Source organism: Algoriphagus oliviformis (genome assembly GCF_017254915.1).
Taxonomy (GTDB): domain Bacteria; phylum Bacteroidota; class Bacteroidia; order Cytophagales; family Cyclobacteriaceae; genus Algoriphagus; species Algoriphagus oliviformis.
In genome coordinates this window covers 14,654-32,230 of sequence record NZ_JAFKCT010000017.1, presented here as the reverse complement: position 1 = coordinate 32,230, position 17,577 = coordinate 14,654, and the positions used below count along the sequence as shown (strand labels likewise).

The following is a 17,577-nucleotide window of genomic DNA, read 5'->3' as shown; positions in this document are numbered from 1 at the left end:
AGGACAACAAAATATCTGTTACACGGTAGTGTTTGTTTTCAGCGGGAAGCCCAAGACCATTCATATTCTTAGAATGGCGGGCATGGAGGTAGAACTCCCTTTCATGTACCCGTAAAGAAATGACGTCAAAGACGTAAAAACAAAACCCAACGACGACGGGGGCCGTGACTAGCCCAAACATAAGAGGATCGTCAACTAGGTTTCTGCCCTCCTCATACAACCAGACCAGACCAAATAATGGCGCCCAGGTAAGAATTTGTCTAACACTCTTTTTAATACCGTAGGTTCGCGAGTACACGATGGCCCCGGAAACCAAATAACTGGCAACCAATGCAATTATCATTTCCTCGGTCATAGTTTCGGCAGGAAATCAAAAGGAAAAATCTAAAGGAGTCAAATCACCTATCAGATCTACTTTAAATCCTCGCAATCAGCTCCCGCATGATCAAAGCCATCACCGGTTCGGCTTTGGCGGCTGCGGCAAGTACATCGGCGATGGATACCTTGTGGATCTTGCCCTCCACGCCCAGGTCGGTGATCGCAGAGATCCCGAAGACCTCCATCCCGGCATGTCGGGCCACCAAGACCTCCGGCACCGTACTCATGCCGACCGCGTCACCTCCGATGATCCGGAAGTAGCGGTATTCCGCTGGAGTCTCCAGATTGGGTCCCTCCACGCCTACATAGACGCCCCGATGCAGCTTGATCCCTTTGGACTCGGCGATTTCGAAGGCCTTTTCCATCAGGTCCGCGGAGTAGGTGTCGCTCATGTCCGGAAATCTGGGCCCGAGTTCCTCGTAGTTTTTGCCGCGTAGCGGATTCTCTGAAAACATGTTGATATGGTCGCTGATCACCATCACGTCGCCGACCTCCTGGAGCGGATTGAGTCCGCCGCAGGCATTGGAGACCAAGAGTGTGGACACGCCCAGTTTTTTCATCACGCGGATGGGCAGCGTGACCTCCTTCATGGAATAGCCCTCGTAGTAGTGGAATCGGCCTTTCATCGCGACCACTTTCTTTCCCGACAGGGTACCAAAAATCAGCTTGCCCGAATGGCTCTCCACGGTGGAAAGCGGAAAATGGGGAATGTCCTTGTAGTCTATCTCCAGCTCGACCTCGATCTGGTTGCCGAGACTGCCCAGCCCAGTGCCCAAAATAATCCCGATGGGAATGGCCGAGGGATGTAACTTTTGGATAAATGACGCAGCTTCCTGAATTTGCTTGAGGTAGTCCATAGTTTTGCCTGATTTTCGGGTAAAGATAGAAGAATGGAGGAGGCTGAGAACTTTTCCAGCGGATGCCTTGTATCGGAAATGGAGAAATAATTGGAATCCGGTATCCGGCCCATACTTAAATTGGTTTTTCGCCAGTGCTATCAAAGGCAGGAAGATCAGCGACGGAAGCATCCCAATTCCCGCACTTCGCTTAGCTTTGAACTTCGCATAGACGAAAAACGCCTATACACTTAGAGAAACCCATGATCAAGATCATCGTCGGTACCAACCGAAAAAACTCCCTGTCGAAAACCATCGCCATCCTCTACCAGGAAATCCTGCTGGAGCGGGGAGCCGAATCAGAAATATTGGAGCTGGAGCAGCTGCCGGCGGACTTCATCGAAACCGCCCTGTATGAAAACAACGGGAAAAACGAAGGCTACAACGCCTTCCACAACCGTGTGAAAGAAGGGAAAAAGTTCGTCTTCATCGTACCGGAGTACAACGGGTCTTTTCCGGGCATCCTGAAGACGTTCATCGACGGGATGACCTACCCGAATACCTTTCGGAACAAAAAATGTGCTTTGGTCGGACTTTCATCAGGAATAGGCGGGGGTGGCATCGCTTTGAGCCACCTCACCGACATCTTCCATTATCTGGGTATGCATGTCCTTGCTCTCAAGCCGAAGCTTGCCAAAATCGAGCAAAATATGTCAGATAACCTGCTCACCAACAGGCTGTATTTGGACTTGCTACATACCCAGGCAGACATGCTGCTTGAGTTTTAGGACTTAGTCCACATTGTCATGCAGAAATCTGTTGTTGCCGAGAATCTCGTTCTCGTCATTCAGGTTGTACTTGCTGATCGCAGGCTCTGAACTGTGCTGGGGCTCGTTGAGCACCACATTCTTGCGCTGATAGGCAGGTACGTTCATTTTTTCCTTCAGCTCTTCGGCACTTGGGTTAAACACGCGGTTTCCCTTCAGCTTTTCGAATCGCTCGTGCGCTCTCTGAATCGCCTTTTGCTTCATCTGCTCGTAGTAGTCGTTGGCAAATACCTGGGGCATAGGCTCAGACTCTTTCGGCAGCATCACCTCGGGCTTCTTGGTAGATTCTTCCTCCAGGTCAAACACAACTTTCTCCTGCTTGGCCTCTACCTTGGGCTCTGCTTTTGGCTCAGGCTTCTCTTCGGGCTGAATGGAAGAAAAGTTGAACTCAAACTCTTCCTTCTCCTCCACTACCGGCTTGACGGGTGCTGGTGCGGGAGCTGGTGCTTTGGGCAAGCTGAAAGTAAACGTCGATCCGCCTGCGATAGGCTCTTCCTTCACCTGCTGGCTTTTGCCGGAGTCCAGGTTGATCACGGTTTTCACCACTTCCGGCTCAGGGGCAGGAGTGCTGGCTACGGGGTTTGCAAAAGCTGAAATGGGTGCGCTAAACTCTCTCGCTCTGGGCTTGTCGGACAGCTTGTCCATCTCAAAACCGGTAGCGATCACGGTCACGCGGATCGCTCTGCCCAGCTCGGCGTCGATACCCTGACCAAAGATGACCTCGGCATTGTCTCCGGCCTTCTCCTGGATGTACTCGGTGATCTCGCTGAGTTCGTCCATGGACAGCTCCTCGTCCTCGCCGGACATGATGGAAAGCAGGATCTTCTGGGCTCCTTTGATGTCCACATTGTTGAGCAATGGAGAGGAGATCGCAGCACCGGCAGCACGGATCGCGCGGCCTTCGCCCTCTTCGGTAGAGGATCCCATCACGGCGGCGCCTGCCTCTTTCATTACGGTCTTGACGTCTTCGAAGTCGACGTTTACGTCCTGGTGGATGGTGATGATCTCCGCGATAGACTTGGCCGCGGTGGTCAGGATGTCATCCGCTTTGCTGAATGCGGTACGGATGGCCAGATTGCCATAGATTTCGCGCAGCTTGTCGTTGAGGATCACGAGCACGGTGTCGCAGTTTTCACGGAGGGACTCGATCCCCTGCTGGGCTACGTTCATCTTCTTTTTGCCTTCAAACATGAAGGGCGCTGTCACGATGCCCACCGTGAGGATGTTGAGTTCCTTGGCGATTTTGGCCACGATAGGAGCGGCACCGGTGCCGGTACCCCCACCCATACCTGCGGTGATGAAGACCATCTTGGTGTTGTCAGCCAAGAGCTCGCGGATCTCGTCCTGGGACTCGATGGCGGCATTGCGGCCTTGCTCGGGATTGGCTCCCGCACCGAGGCCTTCGGTCAGGTTGGCTCCCAGCTGCAGTCTCAGAGGCACTGGGCTGGACTTGAGCGCCTGTGCGTCGGTATTGACCACGACAAACTCCACATCTTTGATTCCCTGGGAATACATGTGGTTCACGGCATTGCTGCCGCCGCCTCCCACACCAATCACTTTGATAATTGATTTCTGATTTTTTGGAAGGTCAAATCTGTAATCTTTCATGTTATCTGACATATTTTATGGTTTGGTGAAAATTTTCCGTTGTGATGTTTTTGTATGAAAAAGGGTAAAAAAGGAAGTTGTCCGCAAGGCTGAAAACCTCCCCAATCATAAGCCCTAGTGTTTTTAGTATTCTTCTCCGATATCGTCTGAAATGATGGTTTTCAATCGCTCGGTGATGCTCTTGAAGAAGTTGGCCGCGATGGCTTCCCGCTTCACCATATTCTTGGGCAGCGCGCCTGAGTTGGCCACACGCCTTCTGTAGTTTTCCTCCCGGTCGTCCAGTGCCTTGAAGCCTGCCAGCACCAGTCCCACGGACGTGGCGTACATCGGGCTCTTCACGTCCTCGATCACCGACTTGCCCAGGTGCTCGTTGGGATAGCCGATGCGGGTGTCCAGTCCGGTCATGTACTCAAACAGCTGGGAGATGCACTGCAGCTGGGATCCGCCACCGGTGAGGACGATGCCTCCGGCGAGCTTCTTGTAATAGCCGCTCTGCATGATTTCGTTTTGGACGATCTCGATGATTTCCTCCATTCTCGCCTGGATGATGGAGGCCAGGTTTCGGATGGAAATCTCCTTAGGGGGACGGTTTCTCAGTCCGGGGATAGACACGATCTCGTTGGGATTGGCCTCCTCTGCGATGGCTTTGCCAAAGCGCGTCTTGAGCAGCTCGGCCTGGTTTTGCATCAGCATGCAGCCTTCCTTGATATCGGAGGTGATGATATTGCCTCCGAGAGGAATGACCGCCGTATGACGGATGATATTTTCGTAGAAAATCGCGATGTCGGTCGTCCCGCCCCCGATGTCCACGAGGCAGACACCCGCTTCTTTTTCCTCATCGCTGAGCACGGACAGGGAACTTGCCAAAGGCTCCAAGATCAATTGCTTGGATTCCAGATTCGCCTTTTTGACACATTTGTTGATGTTGTGTATCGCGGTGGTCTGGGCGGTGATGATGTGAAAGTCCGCCTCCAGGCGTGTACCGGCCATGCCCACGGGATCCTTGATGCCGCCTTCATAGTCCACGGTATAGTCTTGGGGCATCACGTGGATGATGCTGTTGCCGGGGGGCACGACGATGTTGTGCATATCGGAGGAAAGCCGACGAACGTCCTCTACCGTGATCTCGTCCTCGGTCTGGGACCGCATGATGCTGCCGTGCATGATCTTGCTCTGGATATGCTGTCCGGCAATGCCGACGATCACGTCGCCGATGTTGACGTCTGCCATCTCCGAGCAGTCATCCACCGCCTTTTGGATCGCATACACGGTCTTCTCGATGTTGGTGACGATTCCCCTATCCACGCCATCCGACACGGCTTTGCCCATGCCCAGCACTTCGAGCTTTCCAAACTCGTTTTTGCGGCCGATGATTGCGCAGATTTTGGTCGTCCCAATGTCCAGTCCTACGATAAGATTGTCGTTTTCCATACCCAAGCTATTATTCACAAACAATTTGATTCTTAAATTTCACGCTGATCCGCTCGTAAGCATTCCAGCCTTTTCTAGGTAAAATCTCTTTATACAGGACTTCGATCCGTCTGAATTTGCTCTCGATATCCAGTGCATCCCCAAACTCGATCACCTGTCTCCCCACCTGCTGATGCAGGCGGATGTCGTCTTTTTTGTTGATCTCCAGCTCTGTCACCTGCGCGCTCCAAAACTCGTCCTCGGTCACGAAGCGGATCAGGGGCATCAACTCCGGCATCCCCTCCACGCTGCCTTGATCCATGAGCTTCTCGGCATAGTCGCCCTCCAGGATCAGCACCCTGCTGGTGTAGGTCGGCGAGGTAGGGATGATCAGTCCCTCGCTGGTGATGTAGCCGTCGGCACCCAGCGGACGGGCGATCCTGGCGATCGGCTCGTGCTGCTGGAGTTTTACTTTCAATATTCCCTTGTGGCCAATCGAGGCCTGCACGGACTTGATAAAAGGATGTCCGGCAAGGCGCTTCTCCACCTCTGCCAGAGGAATCTCCGTCACCGGCAGTCCGGCTTTTAGCTCCGGAAAAGAGGAATGGATGATCTCCTCGATCTCCCGGTCCTCGACGAAGTACACCCCGCTCACTGCCTCCAGGTCGACTTCCAGTCCACCAAAGGATTTGAGTTGGGCTTTCTTTTCCACAAAGCCGATAAACCCTACCAATACCAGGCAAAGGGTCAAAAATCCGAGCGCTCTTTTCAGTCTGTTCATTTTCATGACTCGTCCTGTTTAGCCCTCGAATCCATCCAGGCGGCGATGCCCGGCACCAATCGATCGATATCCCCCGCGCCGAGCGTCACCAAGACCTCGGGACGGGAATCCTCCAGGTAGTCCATCACCTGGGCCTTTTGCAACACCAGTTTTTTGGCGGCGAGGATTCCATCCAGCAGCATGGCGGAGTCTACCCCTGGGATCGGCAGCTCCCTGGCTGGATAGATATCCAAAAGCAGCACTTCGTCAGCAAGGGAGAGGCTTTCGGAAAATCCCTCGGCAAAGTCCCTCGTCCGCGTGAAGAGATGCGGCTGGAAAATCACCGTCAGGCGCTGAGTGGGATACATGGCCCTCACCGAGCTCAGGCAAGCCTTGATCTCTTCCGGATGATGGGCATAGTCGTCGATGTAAATGTGGCCAGCCGCCGCGGAGTGTATCTCAAAGCGGCGCTTCACCCCTTTGAAAGACTTCACCCCTGCACGGATCTGCTCCTCGGTCACGCCATGGTCCACGGCAATGGCGATCGCCGCCAGGGCATTTTCCACGTTGTGGAAGCCCGGGATATGCAGCTCCAGCCCCTTGATCTGCACCTTGGCACCGATGTAGTCGAAGAGGAACAGTCCCGGCTTGGCGATGATATTCTCGGCATGGATACCGGAAGACCGGAGTCCATACTCCCGGATCGCCGCACTGGTGGACAGGTTTTCGCCCAAGCGGTAATGTGCATGGGTCTGGATGTACAGTTTGCCTTTTTTGTCCAAAAGCTTGATGAAGTCCCTGAAGCCTTCCAAGATCGTCGCCTCGTCGCCATAGATATCCAGGTGATCCGGGTCGGCGCTGGTCACTACGGCCTCATTGGGCGACAGCCTGAGGAAGGAGCGATCAAATTCATCCGCCTCCACCACGACCAGCGTCTGCTCTTTTGATTTGCCGGGCAGGATCAGGTTGCTGTTGTAGTTTTGGGTGATGCCTCCCAGGAATGCGGCAACCGGCTTTCCGGCTGACTTCAGCAAATGGGCCACGAGGGAGGAGGTGCTGGTCTTGCCATGGGTGCCCGCCACCGCGATGGTGTAAAACTCCCGCGTGATCATCCCCAGCACTTCGGAGCGCTTCTTGATCTGATAGTGTGCCTGGAAGAAATTCAGCAGCAGGCTATCCTTGGGGATAGCAGGAGTCCACACTACCAAGACCTCGTCGGGATTGGTGGTGAAGTCAAAGGGAATCTCTACCGTGGAATCCTCGAAACTGATCATCATGCCCTCCTTCTCCAGCGCTTCGGTAAGCGGAGAGGGGGTTTTGTCGTAGCCCGCCACAGGATAGCCTTCATGGCGAAACCACCGGGCCAAAGCACTCATGCCTATGCCGCCGATTCCCAAAAAGTACACCTTGTATATGCCTTTGAACATTAGCTGACCAGTTTTTCGAGTTCGTGTACGATGGCGTCTGCCGCATCCGGCTTGGCCAGTTTCTTTATATTCTCTCCCAGCGCAGTCACCTGCCCAGGACTCTGCATCAAGTCTCCCACCTTGGCCCTCAGCCGTCCCACCGCGTCCGAGTCACGCAGCAGCAGCGCAGCGCCATGCTCCACATAGGCCATGGCGTTTTTGGTCTGGTGGTCTTCGGCCACGTTGGGCGAAGGGATGAAAATCACCGGCTTGCCGACTAGGCTGAGCTCAGAGACCGAAAGCGCCCCGGCTCGGGACACGATCACATCTGCCGCCGCATAGGCCAGATCCATCTCGCGGATGAACTCCCTCAGGTGGACATGCTTCAGGTCCGACTCCTGCAGCTTTGCCTGCATTTCCTTGAAATAAAATTTACCGGACTGCCAAAGGATCTGATATCCATCCGCCTCCAAGCCCTTCATGTCCTTCAGGACAGCCTGGTTGAGCGTCCGCGCTCCCAGGGAGCCTCCCAAGACCAAAATGGTCTTGCGGTCCACGACCAGTCCGAAGTGCTCCATAGCCTTTGCTTTTTTCCCGGAGAGATTCAGGATGTCCTTTCTGACTGGATTTCCGGTGACGCGGATTTTGTCCGCTGGAAAGAACTTCTCCATCTCCGGATAGGCTACGCAGATGGCTTTGGCCCGCTTGGCCAACAGCTTGTTGGTCAAGCCGGCATAGGAGTTTTGCTCCTGCACCAGCGTGGGTATTCCTTTCTTTTGCGCAGCGTAAAGCACCGGTCCGCTGGCATAGCCACCGACACCGACCACGGCATCCGGACGGAAATCCTTCACGATCCCAGACGCAATGCGCAGGCTCTTCAAGAGCTTGAATGGAAAGCTCAGATTTTCCACGGTCAGACTGCGCTGAAGCCCCGCAACAGGAAGCCCCTTGATCGCATAGCCCGCCTCAGGCACTTTCTGCATTTCCATTTTGCCCAGCGCCCCCACAAAGAGAATCTCGCTGGCGGGATGCTTGTCCTTCCAGGCATTGGCGATGGCAATGGCGGGATAGATATGTCCGCCGGTGCCTCCACCGCTGATGAGAATTCGATATGGTCGCTCTGTGTTGATACTATTTTCGTTTATGCAGTTCTCAATCTATTGTTTGATCGGCTCGGCTCGGGCGTCGCGGCGCTTACCTCGTCGGAATGGTCACCCCGGCTCACGCTCAGGATGATCCCCAAAGCCGTCCCCGTGAAGACCAAAGACGTCCCCCCCATACTCAGCAGGGGAAGGGGAAGTCCGGTAATTGGCCCCAGCCCGACGGCTACGGCCATATTGACCAAAGCCTGGATCACCAGGGCGAAACTCAAGCCCGCGGAGAGCAAGCCCCCGAAAGCCTTGTTGGAATTGGCCACGATGCGCATGCCTCTGTAGAGCAGGGCGAGGTATAGGAACAGCACGGTAGCTCCTCCCACCAGGCCATATTCCTCGATGATGATGGCGTAGATAAAGTCGGAGTAAGGGTGCGGCAGGGAATTGCGCTGCTCGCTGTTGCCTGGACCTTTTCCCGAAATGCCACCCGTCGCGATGGCGATGTAGGACTGCTCCGCCTGGAAGGGGATCTTGCTGTCGTCCTCCTTGGACTCCCAAAATGCCTCGATCCGCGACCAGAAGGTTTCTCCCCGCTGCCCTGTAAAGACGGCGATGGTGAGTCCAAGCATCCCGACCATGATGACCAGCCCGAGGTATTTCACCGGAACCCGGCCGATAAACATGATCAGCAAGCAGGTGATCAGCAGCAAAATCGCCGTGGACATGTTGGCCATTCCGATCAATGCACAGATAAATCCGATCGCCAAAATCACAGGGAGGAAAGTCCCGGTGAAGTCCTTGATGTTGTTTTGCCGCTTGGCCAGCATGGCCGCCAAAGCCGCAATCAGGGAAAGCTTGGCCAAATCCGAAGGCTGAAACGCCTGGTTGATCACCGGGATGGTCAGCCAGCGGTTGGCGTCGTTGATATTGGAGCCAAAGAAATAGGTAAACGCCAGCAGCGGGATGGACAAAAACATAAACAGCCTGGCATAGAGCGCATACTTCCTGTAAGGCATCTTATGCGCCGCCCACATCACAAACAGCGAAAGAAACACCAAGAAGGAATGTCTGAATAGGTACAGCTCGGTGTTGCCACCGGCGGTCTTGTACGCAAGCGTACCGGTGGCGGAGTACACCACCAAGATGCTGAACAAAGACAGCAGGATCACGATCGCCCAGATGATGGGATCGCCCTTAAACTGCTCGTCTATCCATGCCTTTAGCGCTGTCATGCGTTTTCCTTTTCTACCAATTCCAAAACCGCGGATCGAAACTGCTCCCCACGGTCTTCATAATTCTTAAACAAATCGAAGCTGGCGCAGGCGGGAGAAAGCAAAACCACTTCCCCGGACTCGGCCAGTTCCTGTCCCCAAGCCACCGCTTGGCGTATATCCTGCGTCTCTTTGATCTGCGAAATGATTCCAGAAAAAGCCTCTTTCAGCTTTTCATTGTCTTTTCCCAAGCAGATCAAAACCTTCACCTTATCTCCGTCGACCAAAGGCTTCAAAACCGAGTAGTCATTGCCCTTGTCCACGCCGCCCGCGATCCAGACCATAGGCTCGGTGTAGCTGCCCAAGGCATAGTAAGTGGACTCGACATTGGTGCCCTTGCTATCATTGACATAGCGTACGCCGTCGAGCTCACGGATCAGCTCCATGCGATGGGGGGCATTTTTGAAGGTGCCAAAGCCAGCCATCAGCTGCGCTTCGTCCAGTCCGGCCATCAGGGCTGCGGTCCCGGCGCAGAGCGCGTTGAGGATGTTGTGCTTGCCCTGGATGGAAAGTGCGGAGACCGGTACGGAAGCCTCCTTTCCCCCAACCGAAAATTCGAGGCCAGCCCCATCGCTAAATCCTCCCTTGGCAGGCTTTGCCACCAGCGAGATCGCGTGCAAGTCGGCGGAAATAGGCTTGAGTCCCATTCCCTGCTGGGTCAGTGCATCTTCCCGATAGACGATTGCCTTCTCCCCGGCACCCATGTTTTTGAAAAGGGCCATCTTGGAAAAGATATAGTTCTCGATCTTGTACCCGTAGCGGTCCAGGTGATCCGGCGTGATGTTCGTCAGGATGGCAATCTCTGGCTTGAAAGCCCTAAAGCCGTCGATCTGAAAGCTGGACACCTCGATCACCCACCAGGCATGGTCCCCTTCGACCAGTTGACCAGCCCAGCTTTGGCCCACATTTCCCGCCAGCCCTACATCATATCCCGCCTCTTTCAGCAGATGGTAGGTCAGGAGCGTGGTGGTGGTTTTGCCGTTGGTGCCGGTGATGGCGATGACTTTGCCTTGGCTATAGCCAAAAGCAAACTCCAGCTCGTCGATGACGGGTATGCCTTTTTCCACCGCCGCCTTCACCAAAGGCGCTTGGTCCGGAATACCGGGACTTTTGATGACCAAGTCGCAGGAAAGGATTTTCGCCTCGCTGTGCCCCCCTTCCTCAAAGTCGATCCCCGCCTCCAGCAGCGCCTTTTTCCGCTGCTCCGAAATAGTCCCCAGATCAGACACCAAAACCCCATAGCCCTCCCGCTTGGCGAGCATCGCTGCTCCCAATCCGCTTTCTCCGGCTCCGAGGATGGCTATCTGGTTCATTTTTTTATCTCAATTTCAAAGTGGCCAAGCTGACGACCGCCAGCAGGATCCCCACGATCCAAAAGCGTGTGACGATCTTGGCTTCGGGGATTCCTTTTTTCTGGTAATGGTGGTGAAGCGGAGACATGAGGAAGATCCTTCTGCCCTCGCCGTATTTCTTTCTGGTGTATTTGAAGTAGCTCACCTGCAGCATCACGCTGACGTTTTCGATCAGGAAAATCCCACACATGATAGGGATCAGGAGCTCCTTGCGCAGCGTGAGCGCCAGCACCGCGATCACGCCACCCAGCATCAGCGAGCCCGTGTCGCCCATGAAAACCTGCGCCGGGTAGGCATTGTACCACAGGAATCCGATGCAGGCACCGATGAAGGCCGAGGCGAAGATCACCAGCTCACCGGAATTGGGGATGTACATGATGTTCAGGTACTGCGAAAAGATCGCGTTACCGCTCAGGTAGGCGAAGATCGCTATGGCCAGGCCTATGATCGCGGACGTCCCCGCGGCCAAGCCGTCGATCCCATCCGTGATGTTTGCTCCGTTGGAAACTGCCGTGATGATAAAAATGGCGACCAGGATGTAGGCCACTGGGATCATGGATTCCCCCAGGAAGCCGAAGACCTTCTCGTAATCCAGCTCGTTGTTTTTGACAAAAGGGATCGTGGTCTTGAGCACCTTGACGTCTTGGAAGGAAGGCGTCTCGACGATGCCCTCTTCGATGGAAACCGGCGTGGAAAACTCCCGCACCACCACGTCGTCGTGGTAATAGAGCGTGGCACCCACGATGACGCCGATGCCGATTTGTCCGACAATCTTGAACCTTCCCGCAAGGCCTTCTTTGTTTTTGCGAAACACTTTGATGTAATCATCCAAAAAGCCGATCAGCCCCAGCCAAACCGTGGAGACCAGCAAGAGGATGATGTAGATATTGTTCAGGTTGGCAAAAAGCAGCGTAGGGATCAGGATGGCCGCGATGATCATCAGACCGCCCATGGTCGGCGTGCCTTTCTTCTGGCTTTGTCCCTCCAATCCCAGATCGCGCACGGTCTCGCCGATCTGCTTGTTGCGGATCCAGGCGATGATTTTGTGGCCAAAAGTGATGGTGATGATCAGCGAGAAAACTGCCGCCATCCCCGCGCGGAACGAGATGTAGCGGAACACGCCCGTCCCCGGGATGTCCAGCACTCGATCTAGGTAGTCAAAGATGGGATAAAGCATATCAGTTTTCAGTCATTTGTTCCAGTATCTCAGTCACTACCTCGGCATCGTCAAAGTGGTGTTTCACCCCTTTGATCTCCTGGTAGTCTTCATGGCCCTTGCCAGCGATCAGGATGATGTCGCCCCTTCGGCAGAGCATCACAGCCGTCTTGATCGCTTCACGCCGATCTTCGATGGTCAGGGTCTTTCGCATTTCGCTCGGCCCGATGCCTGCCTGCATGTCGCGCAGAATGTCCATGGGTTCCTCAAAGCGGGGGTTATCCGAAGTGAAGATGGCCTTGGTGCTTTCGTTGACGGCGATTTTGGCCATCACGGGACGCTTGGTCTTGTCCCTGTTGCCCCCGCAGCCCACCACGGTGATCAGCTGCTCGTTGCCGTTGCGGACGCCGTTGATGGTCTTCAGCACATTGTCCAGCGCATCCGGCGTATGGGCATAGTCCACGATGGCGATGATCCCGCCGATGGCAATGCGGTCAAAGCGTCCTTTGGCTCCGCGGATGCCCGAGAGCATGCGAAGCACCTCGTCCTCCTCCTCTCCCAGCAGCATGGCAGCCCCCAGGACCCCGAGCAGGTTGTAGGCGTTGAATGCGCCGATCATCCTAAACCAGATCATCTTGTTGTTGATCTCCAGCTCCAAGCCTTCGAGCGTATTGGAGATGATCTTGCCCTTGAAGTCAGCGGCGGTCTTCAGGGCAAAAGTCTGGTGGCTGGCCTTGCAGTTTTGCAGCATGACCGCTCCACGTTTGTCGTCGCCGTTTACCAGGGCAAAGGCATCCTTGGGCAGCTCATCAAAGAGCTTCTTCTTGGCCTTGATGTACTCATCAAATGTCCCGTGGTAGTCCAGGTGATCGTGGGTGATGTTGGTAAATACCGCCCCGGCAAGCTTCAGCCCTGCAATGCGCTCCTGCACGATGGCGTGGGAGCTGGCCTCCATGAAACAGTGCGAGCAGCCTTTGTCCACCATTTTGCGAAGCAAAGCCTGCACACTCACGGCGTCGGGCGTGGTATGGGTAGCGGGGATGATCTCCTCGTTGATTTTGTTTTCCACGGTGGAAAGCAGGCCGGTGCCATAGCCCATGGAGACAAAAAGCTGGTGCAGCAGCGTCACCGTGGTTGTCTTGCCATTGGTACCGGTGACGGCCACCACCTTGATTTTTTCCGAAGGGTTGTCAAAGAAATTGGCGGCGGCGATACCCAGTGCCTTGGCGGAGTTGACTACCTGCACGTAGGTGACGTCGGCGGCGATGGGCTCGGGGAGCTTTTCGCAGATGATCACGGAGGCGCCTTTTTCCAAGGCTGTGCCGATGAACTCATGCCCATCCACCTGCGTGCCTGCCACCGCAACAAATGCAGACCCGGCCTCCACCTTGCGGCTGTCAAAGACGATCCCGCTCACTTCCCGCTCCATGTCTCCAATGGTCGAAGTCAGCGACACCTTATACAATATGTCCTTCAGCACTTTCATCTATCCTAACACCAGGTTAATCGTTGCGTTTTTTCCAAGCTGGGAGCCCGGAGCGAGCGACTGCTCGAGCACCTTTCCCTTGCCTTTATAGATTACCTTGAGGCCTTTGTTTTCCAGGATGAAAAGGGCATCCCTCAGCGGCATCCCAAAGACATCCGGCACCACGGCCTTGTCGGTATTGTTGATTTTCAGTTCGAGTTTCTCGGCGATTTTGGCAGGCATCACCCAGTCCTCGCCCGTGGGGCTGTTGACCGAGAGCCCCAGCATTTCAAAAATGCCCTGAAGCTCCTCTCCTTTGCCAGCGCCGACCTGCGGCATCTTTACGTTTTGGTTTTCCGCCAGGAAAATCCTGGACTGGTCCACGGGATTCAGCTCCATGTCCAGCGCATAGATCCGATCCGCTATCTCCTTGAATACCGGAGCTGAGACGTCCCCCCCGTAGGCAGCATAGCCGTTGGGGCTATCGATCACCACGATCATGCTGTACTTTGGCCGATCCGCCGGGAAATAGCCCGCAAAGCTGGTGTAGTAGGTCTCGGTGTATCTGCCGTTGACGATCTTCTGCGCAGTCCCGGTTTTGCCAGCGATCTGGTAGTTGGCGTTCAGGATATTCTTGGCCGTGCCGCGGGTGACCACCCCCTCCAGCAGCTCCTGCAGTTGCTTCACGGTTTTGTCCGAGGCGATGCGCTTGCGCAAAACCTCCGGCTCGTAGGTTTCCACCAGCGTATTCCCCCTCCCTACCGCTTTCACAAAAACCGGCTTCATCATCACCCCGTCGTTTGCCACGGCATTGTAAAAGGCCAGCGTATGGATGGGGTTGAGCTTGGATTCATAGCCGATGGAGATCCAGGGAAGCGAGGTGCCGTACCAGGTTTTTGTCCCCGGCTTTTTGAAAAAGGGCTTGCCCTCTCCCGCCAGCTGGAGGTCAAAAGGCTCGGCGAGGCCCGCCTTGTCCACGTAGGCCATGAACTTGGAAGGGCTGGAGCCAAAATGCATGTCCACCAGTTTGGAGATGGCCACGTTGGACGACTTCTCAAAAGCCTCCCGGATCGTGATCGTGCCAAAGCCGCCGTTTTTGGCGTCGTACATGGTCTGATTGTAGAATCTATGCGCGCCGTTTCCGGTTTCGATCTTGTCGTTTAGGCTGATCTTGTTTTCTTCCAAAAGCGCCATCATGGAGAGCAGCTTGAAGGTCGATCCAGGTTCCGTGCTGCCGATGTCGCCGACGGCGTAGTTGTAGCTTTCGGAGTAGCCCACACCGCTTTTGTCGCGCTGGAGATTGGCCATGGCCTTGATATGGCCTGTCTTCACCTCCATCACGATCACCGAGCCAAAAGCCGCTTCACGTGCAGTCAATTGCCTCCTCAGGGCCGTCTCCGCCACGTCCTGGATATTGACATCCAAGGTGGTGAAGACATCGTAGCCATTGTCGGGCTTGATGTCCTCAGCGTCAAAAACCGGCTTCCAGCTTCCGCCTGCCAGTCTTTGGAAAAGGGCCTTTCCGTCTTTGCCTTTCAGATAGTTGTTGAAGCTGTATTCGATCCCCGCTCCGTAGTCATCCTCGTTGAGGAATCCGACAGTACGGCTGGCGAGGGAGTTGAATGGGCGATAGCGCTTTTCGACTTTCTCAAAGATCACCCCTCCACCGAGTCGACCGTCGCGGAAGATCGGCCAGGCCGTCATCTTCTGCATGTCCTGATAGCCTATCTGTTTTCTGTTTAGGATGAGGTAGCGCTTTTTGTCACCCCGGGCATCCTGGATCATGCGCTTGTAGGCAGTGGCGGATTTGTCCTTGTAGAAAGCGGAGAGTTTTTTGGAAAGGGAGTCGATGCCTGCCTTGAACTTGGCGTCCTTGGCCATGGTCGGATCGATCGCCACCCGGTAAAACGGCAGACTGGTAGCCAAAAGACTGCCATCCGCCGCATAGATATTCCCGCGGGTTGCCGGCACTTCTCTAAACTGGAAGTTTACCTGCTCCGCTTTTGCGCGCCATTTGTCACCCTCCTTGAGCTGCACCACGGCGATCTTGTACGGGATCGCGCAGGCCACCAAGGCAACCAGGATGAAGACCACCCTCACACGGAGCACTATGGAGCGTTTGATGTTCACTTTTCTACCTCGATTTTGATCGGCGGTTGGTTCAATTCTTGGATATCCAGCTTTGCCACACGCTTGGCCACTTCGGACTGCATGCTGCTCTGCATGTACTCTGCCTCCAGGGTGGTGACGTCCGCACGGAGGTCTTCCACTTCCTGTTGGGCTTTTTCTATTTTCCGGGTCATGTTTTCAGCCCGGTGGTTGCTGTAGATATAGATCAGCGCCAGGAGTGCCAAAAAGCCAACCGGCGGCACCAGCTGCACCGGCACGCCTTCACCCAGGATTCCCTTGACGTCGAGCTTTTCCTCGATCCAGGTAAAAACGGTTTTTCCGGCACCGCCCTTTGGGGCACTGCCGGACTTCAGTTTCCTCTTGAATGTGTTTTGGCTCATTTCCCTGTCTTTTCCGCTATTCTCAACTTCGCACTTCTTGCTCTTGGATTGGCTGCGACCTCCGCCTCATCGGCCATGATCGCCCCTCTCGACACCGGCTCTAGCGGCCGGATGAGGTTGCCGTAGAAGTCCTTTTCCACCTCACCCTGAAATTTGCCCTTGGCGATCAGGTTTTTCACCAGTCTATCCTCCAGGCTGTGGTAGCTCATCACCACGAGACGCCCGCCCGGCTTCAGGACATCCACCGCGCTGAGCAGCATCTCTTCGAGCGCGCCCATCTCGTCGTTCACCTCGATCCGCAGCGCCTGAAAGACCTGGGCGTAGTACTTGAAGTCCTTGCCCTTCGGCGCAAACTTCTTCAGGAAAGCCGTGAAGCCCTCCGTCGTATCAAAGGGCTTGAACGCCCGCTCCGCCACGATGGCCTTGGCCAAGGTTTTGGCGTTTTTCACCTCCCCATAGATCCCGAGGATCTTGTGGAGCTTGGACTCCTCGTAAGTATTCAGCACATCCTTGGCCGACAGCTCAGCCGACTGGTTCATCCGCATGTCCAGACTGCCGCTGAAGCGGGTCGAAAACCCGCGGCCCGGCTCATCGATCTGATGGGAAGAGATCCCCAAATCAGCCAAAATGCCGTCCACCTGCTTCACCCCATAGAGCCGGAGATATCGCTTGATATCCCTGAAATTGGCCTGGACGATGGTAAAGCGCCCGTCCTCCGGCACATTGGCCAGTGCGTCCTGATCCTGGTCGAAGCCGTAGAGATGCCCCTCTTCCAGGTGCTTCAGGATCTCACGGGAATGCCCACCTCCACCAAAGGTCACATCCACATACACCCCGTTTGGCTTAATAGACAAGCCTTCAGTGCATTGGGCGAGCATCACTGGGATATGGTACACGGACTCTGTCATAGCTTCAGGAGAGATATTTTTCCATCAGGCTGGACATGTCCGCCGGATCTACAATGATGTGCTTGAGATAATTGTCAGGATTCCAGAGTTCGATTCGGGGCCCCATGCCCACCACCACTACATCCTTCTCCAAACTGGCATAGGTTTGGTAGAGCTTTGGAATCAGCAGTCGTCCCGTACTGTCCAATTCCACCTCGACGACGGAATTGAAAAAAGATCGCTGGAGCATGCGCTGCTCAGGATTGTTGATGTTCAGGGACTTGATCTGACTCTCAAGCTTCTTGTACTCCACCATAGGATAAAGAGCCAAGCATCTGTCCTCTGCCATTCGAAGCATCAAGGTGGTCCCATTCGCCTCCGGAATTGCCCCCTTTACCTTGGAAGGCAAAACCAGACGACCCTTGGGATCCAGCTTTACATCGTACTGACTGTTGAACATGACTAGGACTCGATTTGATAGAGTTTACCGTAAAGACAAAAGTAGAAAATCGATTTCACTTTCTCCCACTTTCCCCCACTTTTTCCCACTTTGAATTAAAAGTAGCCAAAAGATTGATCCATCCCAATAGATTTTTGAAAAAATCAAAGAAATTTTT

At 54.7% G+C, this 17,577-nt stretch carries 15 protein-coding genes; 1 reads left to right on the top strand and 14 read right to left on the bottom strand.

Annotated elements, in window-relative coordinates:
* Positions 1–416: 416 nt before the first annotated feature.
* Positions 417–1,235 carry a purine-nucleoside phosphorylase gene (locus tag J0A68_RS22015; RefSeq protein WP_206580419.1) on the bottom strand — a complete coding sequence of 273 codons (819 nt, stop codon included), beginning with the start codon at positions 1,233–1,235 and terminating at the stop codon, positions 417–419.
* Between the two features lie 242 nt (positions 1,236–1,477).
* On the opposite strand from J0A68_RS22015, the gene J0A68_RS22010 reads away from it, so the two are divergent.
* A complete protein-coding gene (locus J0A68_RS22010) occupies positions 1,478–2,002 on the top strand; it encodes an NADPH-dependent FMN reductase (RefSeq protein WP_206580418.1) in 525 nt (174 codons plus the stop codon).
* 3 nt (positions 2,003–2,005) lie between these two features.
* Here the strand turns inward: J0A68_RS22010 and ftsZ are convergent, their stop codons facing one another.
* The 13 genes from ftsZ to mraZ all read right to left on the bottom strand — a co-directional run bounded on the left by ftsZ (position 2,006) and on the right by mraZ (position 17,420).
* A complete protein-coding gene (gene ftsZ / locus J0A68_RS22005; RefSeq protein WP_206580417.1) occupies positions 2,006–3,649 on the bottom strand; it encodes a cell division protein FtsZ in 1,644 nt (547 codons plus the stop codon).
* Between the two features lie 123 nt (positions 3,650–3,772).
* The gene (gene ftsA, locus J0A68_RS22000) at positions 3,773–5,080 is read right to left on the bottom strand and encodes a cell division protein FtsA (RefSeq protein WP_206580416.1); all 1,308 of its coding nucleotides are present in this window, start codon (positions 5,078–5,080) and stop codon (positions 3,773–3,775) included.
* A 10-nt stretch (positions 5,081–5,090) separates the two neighbouring features.
* Positions 5,091–5,846 carry a cell division protein FtsQ/DivIB gene (locus J0A68_RS21995; protein WP_206580415.1) on the bottom strand — a complete coding sequence of 252 codons (756 nt, stop codon included), beginning with the start codon at positions 5,844–5,846 and terminating at the stop codon, positions 5,091–5,093.
* Positions 5,843–7,246, bottom strand: coding sequence for a UDP-N-acetylmuramate--L-alanine ligase (murC, locus tag J0A68_RS21990; RefSeq protein ID WP_206580414.1), 1,404 nt, complete (start codon positions 7,244–7,246; stop codon positions 5,843–5,845). The genes J0A68_RS21995 and murC overlap by 4 nt, the downstream gene beginning before the upstream one ends.
* Entirely contained in the window at positions 7,246–8,355 is a 1,110-nt protein-coding gene (gene murG, locus J0A68_RS21985; protein ID WP_206580429.1) for an undecaprenyldiphospho-muramoylpentapeptide beta-N-acetylglucosaminyltransferase, read from the bottom strand. Before murG ends, murC begins: the two co-directional genes overlap by 1 nt.
* An 11-nt stretch (positions 8,356–8,366) precedes the next feature.
* Positions 8,367–9,551, bottom strand: coding sequence for an FtsW/RodA/SpoVE family cell cycle protein (locus J0A68_RS21980; protein ID WP_206580413.1), 1,185 nt, complete (start codon positions 9,549–9,551; stop codon positions 8,367–8,369).
* Positions 9,548–10,903: a UDP-N-acetylmuramoyl-L-alanine--D-glutamate ligase gene (murD, locus tag J0A68_RS21975; RefSeq protein WP_206580412.1), complete on the bottom strand. Its 1,356-nt coding sequence runs from the start codon at positions 10,901–10,903 to the stop codon at positions 9,548–9,550. The genes J0A68_RS21980 and murD overlap by 4 nt, the downstream gene beginning before the upstream one ends.
* A 4-nt stretch (positions 10,904–10,907) precedes the next feature.
* Positions 10,908–12,119 carry a phospho-N-acetylmuramoyl-pentapeptide-transferase gene (gene mraY, locus J0A68_RS21970; RefSeq protein ID WP_206580411.1) on the bottom strand — a complete coding sequence of 404 codons (1,212 nt, stop codon included), beginning with the start codon at positions 12,117–12,119 and terminating at the stop codon, positions 10,908–10,910.
* A gap of 1 nt (position 12,120) precedes the next feature.
* Positions 12,121–13,584 carry a UDP-N-acetylmuramoyl-L-alanyl-D-glutamate--2,6-diaminopimelate ligase gene (locus tag J0A68_RS21965; protein ID WP_206580410.1) on the bottom strand — a complete coding sequence of 488 codons (1,464 nt, stop codon included), beginning with the start codon at positions 13,582–13,584 and terminating at the stop codon, positions 12,121–12,123.
* Entirely contained in the window at positions 13,585–15,693 is a 2,109-nt protein-coding gene (locus J0A68_RS21960; RefSeq protein ID WP_206580409.1) for a PASTA domain-containing penicillin-binding protein, read from the bottom strand.
* Positions 15,690–16,073: an FtsL-like putative cell division protein gene (locus J0A68_RS21955; RefSeq protein ID WP_206580408.1), complete on the bottom strand. Its 384-nt coding sequence runs from the start codon at positions 16,071–16,073 to the stop codon at positions 15,690–15,692. Before J0A68_RS21955 ends, J0A68_RS21960 begins: the two co-directional genes overlap by 4 nt.
* On the bottom strand, positions 16,070–16,981 hold the full coding sequence (gene rsmH / locus J0A68_RS21950; protein ID WP_206580407.1) for a 16S rRNA (cytosine(1402)-N(4))-methyltransferase RsmH: 912 nt from the start codon (positions 16,979–16,981) through the stop codon (positions 16,070–16,072). Before rsmH ends, J0A68_RS21955 begins: the two co-directional genes overlap by 4 nt.
* A gap of 4 nt (positions 16,982–16,985) precedes the next feature.
* Complete coding sequence (gene mraZ / locus J0A68_RS21945; protein ID WP_206580406.1) at positions 16,986–17,420, bottom strand: division/cell wall cluster transcriptional repressor MraZ; 435 nt, start codon at positions 17,418–17,420, stop codon at positions 16,986–16,988.
* Positions 17,421–17,577: the final 157 nt, after the last annotated feature.